Annotated in this window: 15 protein-coding genes; 11 read left to right on the top strand and 4 right to left on the bottom strand. The window is 66.0% G+C overall.

The window, feature by feature from the left end; all coding sequences use genetic code 11:
* Nucleotides 1–26 precede the first annotated feature (26 nt).
* Nucleotides 27–755 carry a class I SAM-dependent methyltransferase gene (locus tag LDO13_RS03815; RefSeq protein WP_224048738.1) on the bottom strand — a complete coding sequence of 243 codons (729 nt, stop codon included), beginning with the start codon at nucleotides 753–755 and terminating at the stop codon, nucleotides 27–29.
* 229 nt (nucleotides 756–984) lie between these two features.
* Between LDO13_RS03815 and LDO13_RS03810 the strand changes: the two genes are divergently transcribed.
* Both LDO13_RS03810 and LDO13_RS03805 read left to right on the top strand, forming a co-directional pair.
* Complete coding sequence (locus tag LDO13_RS03810; protein WP_224048737.1) at nucleotides 985–1,569, top strand: AAA family ATPase; 585 nt, start codon at nucleotides 985–987, stop codon at nucleotides 1,567–1,569.
* Nucleotides 1,570–1,601: 32 nt separating this feature from the next.
* Nucleotides 1,602–2,948 (top strand): MFS transporter, encoded by a 1,347-nt coding sequence (locus tag LDO13_RS03805; protein WP_224048736.1) that lies wholly within the window; start codon nucleotides 1,602–1,604, stop codon nucleotides 2,946–2,948.
* 123 nt (nucleotides 2,949–3,071) lie between these two features.
* Here the strand turns inward: LDO13_RS03805 and LDO13_RS03800 are convergent, their stop codons facing one another.
* On the bottom strand, nucleotides 3,072–3,368 hold the full coding sequence (locus LDO13_RS03800) for a DUF4190 domain-containing protein (protein ID WP_224048735.1): 297 nt from the start codon (nucleotides 3,366–3,368) through the stop codon (nucleotides 3,072–3,074).
* Between the two features lie 126 nt (nucleotides 3,369–3,494).
* Between LDO13_RS03800 and LDO13_RS03795 the strand changes: the two genes are divergently transcribed.
* From LDO13_RS03795 to LDO13_RS03755, 9 genes are all read left to right on the top strand, one after another.
* Nucleotides 3,495–3,839 carry a PadR family transcriptional regulator gene (locus LDO13_RS03795; protein ID WP_224048734.1) on the top strand — a complete coding sequence of 115 codons (345 nt, stop codon included), beginning with the start codon at nucleotides 3,495–3,497 and terminating at the stop codon, nucleotides 3,837–3,839.
* Nucleotides 3,836–4,228, top strand: coding sequence for a hypothetical protein (locus LDO13_RS03790; protein ID WP_224048733.1), 393 nt, complete (start codon nucleotides 3,836–3,838; stop codon nucleotides 4,226–4,228). The genes LDO13_RS03795 and LDO13_RS03790 overlap by 4 nt, the downstream gene beginning before the upstream one ends.
* Nucleotides 4,229–4,278: 50 nt before the next feature.
* On the top strand, nucleotides 4,279–4,893 hold the full coding sequence (locus LDO13_RS03785; protein WP_224048732.1) for an HAD family phosphatase: 615 nt from the start codon (nucleotides 4,279–4,281) through the stop codon (nucleotides 4,891–4,893).
* Between the two features lie 79 nt (nucleotides 4,894–4,972).
* Nucleotides 4,973–5,848 (top strand): SDR family oxidoreductase, encoded by an 876-nt coding sequence (locus LDO13_RS03780; RefSeq protein WP_224048731.1) that lies wholly within the window; start codon nucleotides 4,973–4,975, stop codon nucleotides 5,846–5,848.
* Between the two features lie 47 nt (nucleotides 5,849–5,895).
* Nucleotides 5,896–6,285, top strand: a complete 390-nt coding sequence (locus tag LDO13_RS03775) for a DUF1622 domain-containing protein (RefSeq protein WP_224048730.1) — start codon at nucleotides 5,896–5,898, stop codon at nucleotides 6,283–6,285.
* A gap of 30 nt (nucleotides 6,286–6,315) precedes the next feature.
* Entirely contained in the window at nucleotides 6,316–7,050 is a 735-nt protein-coding gene (locus LDO13_RS03770) for a DUF2071 domain-containing protein (RefSeq protein ID WP_224048729.1), read from the top strand.
* 97 nt (nucleotides 7,051–7,147) lie between these two features.
* The gene (locus LDO13_RS03765) at nucleotides 7,148–8,854 is read left to right on the top strand and encodes an HNH endonuclease signature motif containing protein (RefSeq protein WP_224048728.1); all 1,707 of its coding nucleotides are present in this window, start codon (nucleotides 7,148–7,150) and stop codon (nucleotides 8,852–8,854) included.
* An 86-nt stretch (nucleotides 8,855–8,940) separates the two neighbouring features.
* Nucleotides 8,941–10,020, top strand: a complete 1,080-nt coding sequence (locus LDO13_RS03760; RefSeq protein WP_224048727.1) for an alpha/beta hydrolase — start codon at nucleotides 8,941–8,943, stop codon at nucleotides 10,018–10,020.
* 88 nt (nucleotides 10,021–10,108) lie between these two features.
* Entirely contained in the window at nucleotides 10,109–10,507 is a 399-nt protein-coding gene (locus tag LDO13_RS03755; RefSeq protein WP_224048726.1) for a VOC family protein, read from the top strand.
* A gap of 59 nt (nucleotides 10,508–10,566) precedes the next feature.
* Here the strand turns inward: LDO13_RS03755 and LDO13_RS03750 are convergent, their stop codons facing one another.
* Nucleotides 10,567–12,402, bottom strand: a complete 1,836-nt coding sequence (locus LDO13_RS03750) for a gamma-glutamyltransferase (RefSeq protein ID WP_224049657.1) — start codon at nucleotides 12,400–12,402, stop codon at nucleotides 10,567–10,569.
* Between the two features lie 124 nt (nucleotides 12,403–12,526).
* Entirely contained in the window at nucleotides 12,527–12,670 is a 144-nt protein-coding gene (locus LDO13_RS03745) for a hypothetical protein (RefSeq protein WP_224048725.1), read from the bottom strand.
* Nucleotide 12,671: the final 1 nt, after the last annotated feature.

The following is a 12,671-nucleotide window of genomic DNA, read 5'->3' as shown; positions in this document are numbered from 1 at the left end:
GTGCCGCCCGCCTATACCCTGAATCGCTACGGACGGTGTGCGGTGAACGTGAGGGTGCCGATGCCGCGTCCCACCGGTTCTCCGTGATACCCGCCGAACACGTCATCGACGGCGAGTCCTGCGTGGTCCAGCATGGCGCGGAGCTGTCCTTCTGAGCGGAAACGGATAGGCCCGCACTCGACACGTTCGATCCCGTCCGGACTGATCTCGTGCGCGCAAAAGTCCACCAAACCGGTCCGTTCATCTACCTGAGTGGTTTGGTACCAGTGCTGGCTGGCGCCTTGCGGGAGATGGACGATCTTGTGTGTGCGTTCCTTCGTCCAGGCTTCCCAGCCGCGGGCGTTGGGATCGCGTGAATCGAAGGCCAGGCGACCTCCCGGGACAAGGTGGGCGGCGATGTCAGCGAGTGACCGGGCAAGCTCGTCGTCGTCGAGAATCTCCTGAACGACGTTGGAGGTCATGAGGGCAACGTCGAACAGCGCAGTGGACGGAATGGCACGGGAGTTGCCGTCGATCCATGCGACGCTGCCAGCACCCGGCTTCGCGCGGGCTGCCTGGAGGGATGGCTGGTCGGGGTCAACGCCGGTAACGATGCACCCTGCTTTCGCGGCGGCGATTGTTAGTCCGCCGGTCCCGCAGCCGAGGTCAAGGAGGCGCGCGCCGGGAACGGTCGTCGCGAAGCCCAGGAAAAAGTCATCGCTGGGGCCCCAGTTGTTGACCGCGTCGTACAGGTCTGATGCGTGGTTCTCCGTCATCGTGTCCACGCTATAGAGCCTCCGGGCCGGTAGCCGCAGCGGATTGTGGCGTGTCGGCGCACTGGGACTGGTTGGCCCATGCTGTCGCCGTGGCCCGGGATATTGACCGACCGCTTAAGGGCATCGGCTAAGGGCGCAGCACCGGTGAGGCCTGGGCGACCACTAGGGTGGCGTCTATGCGTATAACAGCAGAAGTTTCAGGCTCTGCGCCGCGAAGCCCGGAACAGTAATGGCTGACCTGATTCTCTTAAACGGGCCGCCCGGCATCGGGAAATCGACTCTGGCCAGGATGTTCGTCGACCGCCACCCGGGTACGTTGAATTTGGACATCGATCAGGTCCGCTGCCTGATCGGCGGGTGGCAGGACGATTTCCGGGCCACAGGGGAAATAGTCCGCCCCGTGGCGGTGAGCATGGCTGCCGCTCACCTGGCCGCAGGGCGGGACGTCATCATGCCGCAGTTCCTGGACTCGGATGAAGAGATCGCAGGATTCCGCGCCGCCGCAGAGGATACCGGCAGCGGTTTTCACGAGATTGTCATCATGGATACGAAACAGCGCGCCGTGGAACGGTTCGCAAACCGAGGGGCAGGGCAGGACGTTCCCTGGCACGAACAGATCAAAGCAATCGTGAACCTGGGCGGCGGCCCGCAACTGCTGGAGTCCATGTACGACGGCTTGGTCAGCGGACTTCGGAAGCGACCATCCGCAATCCTCATCCACAGCACTCATGGAGCTATTGAGGAGACCTACGCGAGCTTGATCACCGCGCTTGCTCCGGCCCGCTCCCCGACCGGTGCTTTTCGTCACCGCTAGGCTCAATGCCAACAGGATGATTGGGGAAAAGCATGGGAGTCGTTGACGACGGGCCTGCGGTCATGGAGCCGAAGCTTCGCCGCTACCCAGCGTTCGTTCGGTTCTGGCTGGCCTCGACGGTGTCCGATTTCGGCACCTATATTACGACCCTGGCATTGTCTGTCCTGATTCTGGTGACGATGAACGGCACACCATTGGACCAGGGCCTCATCAACGCTGCCAGGTGGACTCCGTATCTACTGTTCGGGTTGGTCGCCGGCGTCTGGATTGACCGCTTTCCCCGACGCACGGTACTCATCGGCGGAGACCTGGGTCGGGGCCTGATCCTCGCTGGCGTATGCGTGACAGCAGTGATGGGGACCCTCTCAGTTCCGACGCTGATGGTCCTGATGTTCACCTTCGGAACCCTCGCGCTGACCAGTGACGCCGCGTATCAAAGCTTCCTCCCCCAATTGGTCCCCAGATCCCTGCTGACCCAGGCGAACGCCCGGCTACAGCAAAGCGATACCGTGGCCCAAACCACGGGAAGCGCCGTAGCCGGTGGTCTGGTGGCCGTGGTGACCGCCCCCGTGGCTCTTCTTGTGGATGCCGTCTCGTATTTCTTCTCGGCAGCCGTTCTCCTTAGCCTGGAACGGCCATCCGGTCAGGCGCCAGTTCGCAGCAAGTTAAGACTTCATCAGAAGGTCGCGGAGGGTCTCCGGTGGGTCTACGGCCATCCCCAACTGGCGCCTTTGGCCTGGAGTACCCACATCTGGTTCATCGGTTCCGCCATCCTCGGGACCGTCCTGCCGACTGTGATTCTGAATGACCTTCACCTGGGTGCCTTGGGGTTGGGTTTGGTGCTGGGGTGTTCCGGAATCGGCGCCGTCGTCGGCACCACACTGTCCACCCGGCTGGGGCACCGACGGGGTACGGGCAACGCCATGGTCGCGGCGCGACTGGCACAACCCTTTGCTGTTGCGTTGGTGGCGCTGGCGCCCCTCGCGGCCGGCGGGGGCCACGCTGGAGAGGTTCATGATTCTCCGCTGCAGTGGCCGGGCGAGTTGTGGGCTGCGTTTGCCCTGGCCGGTTTGGGCCAGCTGCTGTTCGGCTTGGCCATGGGAGTCGAAGGGCCACTGGAAATGGGCTACCAGCAGGCTGTAACGCCGGACCGGCTGATAGCCCGCATGAGTGCCACGAGGCGTTCGGTGAACCGGGGAATGATTGTGATCGGAGCTCCCTTGGGCGGTGTCATAGCCATCGCCGCGGGCACCGATATGGCGCTCTGGGCAGCCGTCGCCTTCCTCCTCCTGGCCTCTCTCGTGCTTCTGTTCTCGAGGTTCAGAGACGCGCGGATAGAGGATCAGCAACTTTCCGACGAAGAAGCACTTATTCCCTAGTCAGTGAGGCGGCGTTGGCGCGGCTACGACGGGCTTTGGCGGTGCGGGTTCGCAAAGACGAAAAGTTCGCTCGTTTCGTTGCAATCGCCCTAGGTCGGCGCCGGCCTCGGCCGCCGCTCGAAATTACATCGTGAACTGTCGGATTGCGCCGGGAATATACGACAGGGTGGTGAACAGCGCCAGGGCGGCGATGCCATACCCAACAACCAAAGCAGCGATTGCCAGCCCACGGCCTCTTTCACCGCGCGATTGGATCTGATTCAGCGAAACGTGTCCCGCGCCAACGGCGAATACGGCAAGGACCGCCACACCGAACACCCAGAGTCCTGCCGCCGCTATGGCCGCAAAGACAATGGCTGCGACAGCAAGTTTGTTCAGCCGACCGGTTTTCGCGCGAGCCGGCACCGAAGTTGAAGACATCTGGTTCCCCCACCCTTGTCAGTTTGGATTGAGTCTAACCGCAGCCTGCCACCGGGAGAACGACCTCCCCGGTCCATACAGACCTTGAATATTGCCAAGCTATCTACTTAGTGACACTATCTATCCGTGGATTACGTCGACTTTGACCAGGAGCTGACCCGCGCAGCGCTGCCCCAGGCAGTGCTCGCGGTGCTCACCCACGGGGACAACCACGGCTACGCCATCGCCGAAGTCCTCCGCCAACACGGCTTCAGCCGCATCAAAGGCGGGACGCTCTACCCCCTCCTCAAGAGACTGGAAGACCAGGGCTTCGTTGAACACACGTGGCTGCACGAACAGGCAGGTCCTGGCCGCAAGCAGTTCACCCTCACCGGGCAAGGACGCAACGAGCTGGAGCGCTCGGCAGCAGCCTGGCAGCAAATGAGCCAGGCCCTCACCGACATCCGAACGACCCGACAGGAACAACCATGAGCTACGAGCGGCGCCTGGCCTTCAACCTCAGAATCCGCGGGTTGGCCGAACCCGAAATCGCCGAAGTTATCGATGAGATGCGTTCGCATCAGGCCACCACAGCAACTCCTGCGGAAGCTGAATTCGGCCCAGCCGAGGAGTACGCGAAGCAGTTCCCCAAGATGAAGAGACGGTCGCGGGGACAAATCATTTTGACGATTGGGACGGCCTTGGCTTTCGCCTACGTTCTCTTCGCAGCCCTCCTGGCACTTCTTTTGAGGGTCGACATTCGCGAGTACGTCGGTCCGATCACCCTCCTGCCGGGGCTCGCGCTGATCCTGGCCGGTATCGTGGCAGGGTTTCTCACCGACTACTTCCAGCCCGTGCAGAGCTCCCGCGGTGCCCGCTAAGGTCACCGAATTTTGAAACCCAGCACCCTGCTTCTGGCTATGCTGTCCCGATGACTGACATTTCCCGCGACCCGATGTGGTACCTCTTCGATTACGGAATGGTGGTTTCCACGGCGCCGCAGCCTCATGACTGGCGCGCCTTGGAGCACGAGACCGGCTTGGATCTCCAGCCGAAGACCAGTTCCTACTGGACCAACCGTGAGAGCTTTGATGCCGGAAGCGTAAGCCCGGATGAATACTGGACCGGCGTGCTCGGACGGGCAGTGGCCCCGGAACAGGTCAGCCAGCTGGAAGCCCTCGACGCGGCACAGTGGTCCCACCTGAATGCCGACACCGTATCGGTCCTGGAAACTTTGCAGGAAGCCAGCGCCAATCTGGCCCTCCTCTCCAACATGCCCGCCCCGATGTCGCACCGGTACCTGGCCGGTTCACATTGGACAGGCTTCTTCTCGAAAATGTATTTCAGCGGACAGATGGGCTTGGTCAAGCCCGACGTACGGATTTTTGAACACGTCGTGGCCGACCTAAATTCGCCGCCGGAGGACATCGTTTTCATCGATGACAACACGCTGAACATCGAAACGGCGGAAAAGCTGGGGTTTCAAACGGTGCTGCACACCCAAGAGACGGATCTTCGGGAAGAGCTTTTGAGGCGCCGTACCTAGAGACCAGCATCAGCCAAACGCTCCCCAGGGGCTGCCATTCGGGGCGTGGCGGCGCCCCGATTGCTGGCAGACTGGGCCTATGACTGTACTCATGGCCGGTTGCGGCGATCTGGGCACCGAGGCCGGGCTGCGTTTCGCCGCGGCCGGCCACAGAGTGGTGGGCTGGCGGCGTTCGCCCGGGAAACTGCCCGCCGCCATCGAAGGGGCCGCGGCGGACCTAAGTTCCGGCGAACTGCCGGCCGTCCCGGCGGACACCACCGCCGTCGTCGTCGCAATCGCGGCGGACTCCCCCACGGAGGCCGCCTACCGGGCGGCGTACGTGGACGGGCTGTCGAACGTCCTCGACGCCGTCCTGGTCTCGGGGGCGCCGGTCCGGCGCGTGCTCTTCGTTTCCTCGACTGCTGTCTACGGCGACGCCGGCGGGGATTGGATTGATGAACGCACGACGCCGGAACCCGGCGGGTTCTCCGGGCGCATCATCCGCGAGGCCGAGGAGCTCCTTTTCAGCCGGCTGGACGGCACGGGCATCGTGCCGGTGGTCCTGCGGCTCGGAGGCATCTACGGCCCGGGGCGGACCCGGCTCATTGACCAGGTGCGCGGCGGGTCGGCGGTGATTCCGGTGGAGCCACGCTTCACGAACCGCATCCATCGGGACGACGCCGCAGCAGCGATCGTCCACTTGTGCACCATGGGCCCTGTCCCGGCAGCGGTGTACCTGGGGGTGGACAACGAACCTGCCGAGCTGGGCGAGGTGCTGCGCTTTCTGGCCGCCGAGCTGGGACTCCCCCAGCCGCCGTCGGGCGGGGTTGAAAAAGCCGGCGGCGAACCGTCCCGCGGGGGCAATAAACGCTGCAGCAACGCGCTGCTGCGGAGCACCGGATTTGAGTTCGCCTATCCGAGCTTCCGGGAAGGCTACCGGGACATTCTGGCCGGCGTGGGCGTACGGTACCCGTAAGCCTTCCCCGTTCAAGCCACCAGCACGCATTATCAATGAGGGGAACTATGGAACTTCCGCAGATCATCGAGGCCGCCGGCCGGTACATGGACGTCGCCGGCGTGGCCGTCATGGTGATTGGCGCCATCGTCTCCATCCCGCTGGCGCTGCGGGGATTCCGGCCGAGGAAGCTGCCAGAGGGGGCCGAGCCGCTCTCCGTCTACCGCTCCTACCGGCAACTGCTGGGCCGTTCGATCCTGCTCGGGCTGGAGCTTCTCGTGGCGGCCGACATCATCCGCACAGTCGCTGTCGCACCCACCTATGAAAGCGTGGGGGTGCTCGCCATCATTGTGCTGATCCGCACGTTCCTCAGCTTCTCCCTCGAACTCGAAATCACCGGCCGGTGGCCCTGGCAGAAGGAACCCGACGGGTCCCCGGCTGCCGCGCGGGTGGGCTGATTGCCGTTTGAACAATTAGTGGACGTTTCTATGGAGCTCGACCCCTGGCCCATTGCCCCACACCTCCCGACGCCGATCATCATGGATCAACGGTGGACGGATGCGGTCTTCCTCCATTGGCGCATTCCTGACGCCGTGGCCGCCTCGTTTATGCCTCCCGGGGTGGTTCCGGACAACTTCGACGGGTCCGCCTGGGTGGGGCTGATCGGTTTCCGCATGCAGGGGGCTGGGCTGGGCCGTGGTCCCGGGATTCCTTACTTCGGGAGTTTCAACGAGATCAACGTGCGCCTCTACTCCCGGGAGCCGGACGGCACCAGGGGTGTAGTTTTCCTCAGCCTCGATGCATCGCGGCTGGCTGTGGTGCTCGCTGCGCGGGCTGCCGGGATACCCTACGTGTGGTCGCGGGCGGGCTTTCGGGGTGCGGAGGGTTTCGGTCCGGAGGTCCGGTCCGCCGGGTATTGGGTCCGGCGGTTCCGTGGCGGGGCGAGGACCGGTTTCAGGGTTGCCCCGGAGCCCGACGTCGAAGCAACCGATCCGTTGTCCCTCCACCTCACGGCCCGGTTCGGTCTGCACACCCGGTTCCGGGGCCGGACCCTGTATGTTCCCAACACCCACAGCGCGTGGCCGCTGCACCGGGCGCAGCTGATTTCTTGTGAGGACCAGCTGGTTGCAGCGGCCGGGATCGACGTCGAGGGACCGCCCGATTCTGTACTCTTCTCCCCCGGCGTCCGTACCCAGTTTGGCCGGCCACGGTTGCTCGTCTAGCCGGCTTTACCCGGTTGAGCGACATTCATCCGACCGAAATCTGCGCCCGAGGCCGGGCCGCACTCTTTTTGTCGGTGGTCACTGATGTACTGGTTTTATGGAAGCCGTCAGGGATTTCATTACCGTCGAGGACTCGGGCCGGGGCAACGCACCGGCCCGCCACGCCGGTGCGGGCCGCGTTGAGGAATTGCACTCCGCGGACGCTCCGGTCAGCACGGACAGTTTGAGCGGCGCCCTGGCGTTGTTGCGGGATGCGGGTTCGACGGCGGCCGGGGATTCGGCGTTGATGGGGTTCCGGGAGGCGGCGGATTTCGCCGGCACGGTCGAGGAGTTCTCACGTATCGCGGAGTACCTCCAGCTCGTGGCGGCCGGTGCCGTGGACCGGACCAGGACCCAGGCCGCTGCCGCGGCCACGAGAGCCGGCACGGGCTGGACCACGGGCTGGCGCGATGACACCAGCTACGGGATCCCCGCCACGCCGGATGATGTTTTCGGGGCTGTGGGCACGGCCTCCGCCGCGGCAGCCGTGGCGGGGTCCGCGGCGGATTCAGGTGCCGCGGCGGTGGATGACGGGTACCGGAACACCACGGAGTTCCTGCGGGCGCGGCTGCGGATCAGCGCCGCCGAGGCCCGCCGCCGACTTTCCCTCGCCGGGAGCCTCCTGCCGCGGCAGGGATTCACCGGGGAACCCCTGCCTGCCGTCCACGCCGAGCTCGGGGCCGCCGTCGCCGCCGGCGAGGTCCCGTCCCGGTCCGCGACCATCATCACCCTGGCCCTGGACCGCGTCCGGCACGTCTGCGACGCCGACGCCGCCGACCGGCTGGAGCACGCCCTGACCCGCATTGCTGCCGAGAACGACCCGGACGTCCTCTCCCGCGTGGCCCGGAACTGGATTGACGCGCTGGACCAGGACGGCGCCGAGCCCTCCGAGGAACTCCTGCGCCAGCTCCAGGGCGCCTTCATCCGCAAACCCCGCCACGGACTCCACCACCTGGAAATCTTCGCCACCGCCGAACAGTTCGAACACCTCCTCACCGTCATGAACACCGCCACCAAACCCCGCACCAGCACGTCAGTACAGGCAGGGAACCCCTCCGGCGGCACGGACACTGAACCGGAGAGTCCAGCAGCGGCCGGCGGTGCCCACGACAACGCCGGTGTGGACGTCCCACTGGACCTGCGTTCGCGCCCGCAGAAACTCCTCGACGGCCTCGTCGGCGCCAGCAAAGTCGCCCTCGCCGCCGGCACCCTGCCCGCAGCCGGAGGGCTCCGCCCGCAGGTCATGGTCACCATCGACTACCGCGACCTCCTTGCCCGGCTCTCCAGCACCGACGACGAAGCCGCCCGCGGCGCAACGACGGCGCACACCGGGAACCTGCTCTTCACCGGCCCCGTCACCGCCTCTACCGTCCGGAAGATCGCCTGCGATGCGGACATCATCCCCGTCCTCCTGGGCGGCGACGGCCGGATCCTGGACATCGGCCGAGCTTCCCGGGTCTTCCCGCCGCACATCCGCAAAGCCCTTACCGCCCGCGACCAAGGCTGCGCCTTCCCCGGCTGCACCATCCCCGCGACCTGGTGCGAAGCCCACCACATCACCTACTGGTCCCGCGGCGGAACCACCGGCACAGAGAACGGAACCCTGCTCTGTTCACACCACCACCACCTGATCCACAAAGAACAATGGATCATCCAGCTCCGCAGCGGCATCCCCTGGTTCATCCCGCCACCACACATCGACCCACACCAAAAACCCCGACGAAATTACTACTTCCACCCCACAGACCTTGGCACCGCAGCCTGATTCTTAGGTTGAAAAGTACCGGCTGCAGCGGGTGGGGAGAAATCCCCGGAAACCAGATATCTCGATCATGGAGATAAGATCGAACTGTGAAGGATGCAACACCGGAGGGCCCTGGACCCTCAAGTGCTCCTGTCCCGGCGGAAGTGGCGCAGCTCGACTCCACGGGATTTAGTTCAGCAGTCCTGCACTGGAGCGGCGTCGCAACCGCGTCAGCGCTGATCGTGGTCCCACTCTGGATGTTGTTCGGCAACAGCGCAGTCCTCGGCGGTCACCCCGCGCTGCCCATCCTGCTCTCGGCCGCGGCCGCACTGGGCTTCCTCTGGATGTTCAGACTCGCCAAACGATTGACACTGCCCGAAACATGCGGCCTGAACAAACCCGGAACCCTGCTACAACGTCAACAGCCACAGGGTAGGCTGTCGCGCTGGCAGCTGCTCCGCGGCGTTGTGGCACGAGTTGTTGCCTTGGGCCTCGTCGCGGGGTTGGCGTGGCTCAACCCGTTTACGTACCAGCCCGGCGGTACTGCCGGCCAGGCCATGGAGACAACCGGGACCACGCAGACCACCACCACCGAAGACGCCACCACCATCACCCTCGCCCCGGAAGGGAAGGCCAGCGCGGGCCTCGTCTTCTACCCGGGGGCGCGGGTTGATGCGCGCGCCTACCAGGACATCCTGCGCCCGCTCGCGAACGCCGGCTATCTGGTCGTCATCTTGAAAGTACCTCTGGGCATCGCCCTGCTGAATACAGGCCAGGCCCGCGGAGCCATGGACCGGCATCCGGACATCACCTCGTGGGCAGTCGGTGGCCACTCGCTGGGTGGAGTGAGTGCAGCCGGCTTCGCGTCGTCGAACGCCGACGTCGCCGGACTCCTGTTGTTTGCCTCGTACCCCGCGGAGAGCATGACGGATTCCAGCCATCTTTCGGTGCTGTCCATTTCCGGCTCAAACGACGGCCTCACCACTCCGGACAAGATCGCGGCGTCAAAGCCCCTGCTCCCGCCGGCCACCGTCTACGCAACAGTGGAGGGCGGCGTGCACGCCTTCTTCGGTGACTACGGCGATCAACCCGGGGACGGCGAGCCGGGCATCTCCCGCCAGCAGGCGCAGCAGCAGATCGCCGCCGAGTCGGTCCGCTTCATGGACGGGCTCGCGTCAACCGGCTGACAGTCGATGGCTCAATACCGGGTCACAGCCGGCAGGACTCTGCCACGATGGAAGCATCCGCATCGCACTGCGAACAAGGAGGCCCGGCATGCTCAACCGTTTCTACGTCAATCCGATCCTGCCCGCCCAAAACGGCCATCGCGCCCGAAAGTTCTACCGTGACGTCCTCGGCCTCGACCTGCTGACCGGCCCGACGGAGGATCCCATGGTTTTCGGGGCAGCCGAGGGCTCGCGCGTTGCCCTGAGCGAAATGCCCGACCGTACTCCACCGCCGTACCCCATGATCAGTTTTATGGTCACCGGCATCGAGGAAGTCGTCGCGGAGCTCAAGGCCCGGGGTGCCAAGTTCCAGCCGCTCGGCCCCGCCAGCTTCGCCGGAGTGGAGGGCAAAGCCAGCGGGGACGTCATGGACTTCGGTCAGGCGAAATCAGCGTTCCTGAAAGACTCCGAAGGCAACGTGATCGCACTCAACGAATTCACCGGCTGAGATCCCCGGACGCGCCCGTCGACACGGAGCGATACGAGCAGGCTTCACGAAACCTGCCCCTACCGCCCCGCGGCGTAGCCCTGAGCGCCCCGGGGATTAGCCGCGGCCTGCAGGACCCCCGTCGACGGGTCCCGCACGACGGCGGAGAGGCGGCCCAGCGTCCAGCCGCCCGCCCTGGTGACCACATGCCCGCGGCGCTCAAGTCCCGCAATCACGTCCTCACCGAGCCGGTCCTCGACGACGGCGCCGCCGGGCTCCCACGTGCGCGGCCAGAATGATCCGGGCATCGACGTCGTATGGAACGTCGGCGCGTCGACGGCCTGCTGCGGCGAGTAGCCGCCAACGATCGTGCGCAGCAGGTACGGCAGCTGCCACTGGTCCTGCTGGTCCCCGCCCGGCGAACCCAAGGCGGTCACGGCCCTGCCGTCCCGCAGCACGAGCGTCGGCGTCAGCGTTGTGCGAGGGCGCTTGCCCGGCGTCAGCGTCGATGGCGTGTCCCGCTCCAGCCACGTCATCTGCAGCCGGGTGCCGAGGCAGAAGCCCAGTTCCGGGATGGCAGGCGAGGACTGCAGCCAGCCGCCCGAAGGCGTGGCCGAGACCATGTTGCCCCAGCGGTCCACGACGTCGATATGGCAGGTGTCGCCGCGGGTCTCCCCGCTCGGTGCCACCGTCGGCTCCCCCACCCCAAGCCCGGCGGCCCCGGCGGAACCGGAGCCCTCTCCCGCGAGCGCCGGCGGGGTGTACTGCGTCCGCAGAGGCGGCAGATACGGCTCATAGCCGGGCACGGTGCCGGGGCGGAATTCGTGCGAGGCCCGCTCCCCGATCAGCGCCCGGCGGCCGGCGCAGTACTCGGCGGACAGGAGATACTCCAGCGGAACTTCCGTGTCGCCGTAGTACGCTTCCCGGTCCGCGAGCGCCAGCTTCTGCGCCTCGAGAATGGTGTGCGCCCCGAGCTCGGTGGACGGATCCAGGTACCGGTCATCGAACCCTTCGAGGATGGCGAGCGTCTGAAGCAAGGCCGGGCCCTGCCCCCACGGCCCGGTCTTGGCGATCGTGTGCCCCCGGAATTCCACAGTAGCGGCGGCTTCGTAGCCCGCCTCGAACCCGGCGAGGTCCTCCATCGCCAGCACGCCGCGGTGATCCGTCCCTGAGGAGTGCCGGTGCGGAGCCTGGACGGACTCCACCATCGCTTTGGCCACAAAGCCTTCGCGCCATTCCCGGCGGGCTGCGTCGATCCTGGCCTCACGGGAGGACCCACGCGCGCCGCTTTCCGCCCCGGCCGTCTTACCCGAACTCCCAATCGGACTGGCAACGGTGACCGGCCCGGCAGCCCCGGCATCGACCAGCCGCTGCAGCGTCCGGGCATAGGCCGGATTCCGGACCAGTTCCCCCTCAGCCAGCATCCTTCCGCCGGGCATCCACAGCTCCGCCGACGTGGGCCAGTGCGTCTGGAACAGCTCCGCCACGGCCGCGATGGTCGTACCGACCCTGCCCAGCATCGGGTGCCCGTCGCGGGCGTAGCCGATGGCAAATTCCAGCACGTCACCCAGTTCCCAGGTCCCGTGGTCCCGCAACAGCAGGAGCCAGGCGTCGACGGCGGCGGGAACCGCGGCGGCCAGCGCACCTGAGCCCGGCACCAGGTCCAGGCCTTCGGCGAGGTAGTGCTCCACGGTGGCTCCGGCCGGGGCAGGCCCCTGGCCCATGAGGACCACCGGTGTGCCCGGTTCCTCCGCGGTGACGAAAACTCCGGTCATGTCCCCGCCGGGGCCGTTCAGGTGCGGTTCGACGACGTGCAGCACAAAGGCTCCCGCCGTCGCGGCGTCGAACGCGTTGCCGCCGCGTTCCAGCACCGCTTGGGCGGCCGCCGTCGCGAGCCAATGTGTGGAGGCGCTCATCCCAAAGGTGCCCTGGAGCGTGGGGCGGGTGGTGAACGGATCTGGGCGGGTGAACTCCACAGCGGACTCCGGCGCGGCCTGCAGCGTGCCCGTGTGTGGGGAGGCCGGGGAACCGGTGCCGACGTCAGCCAAACAGGGCCGCCACCCGGGTGAGGGTCTCGTACACGCCGTACCCCAGCGGCACTCCCACGAGGGCCCAGGCGACCACCAGCTTCCCGGCCGACGGGTTTACAGGTGACGGGTTCACAGTCGTCTGCGCAGTACTCATT

The organism is Arthrobacter sp. NicSoilB4, from assembly GCF_019977335.1.
Classification (GTDB): domain Bacteria; phylum Actinomycetota; class Actinomycetes; order Actinomycetales; family Micrococcaceae; genus Arthrobacter.
Note: the sequence above shows the minus strand (reverse complement) of the source record. Positions and strands in the feature narration are given on the sequence as shown.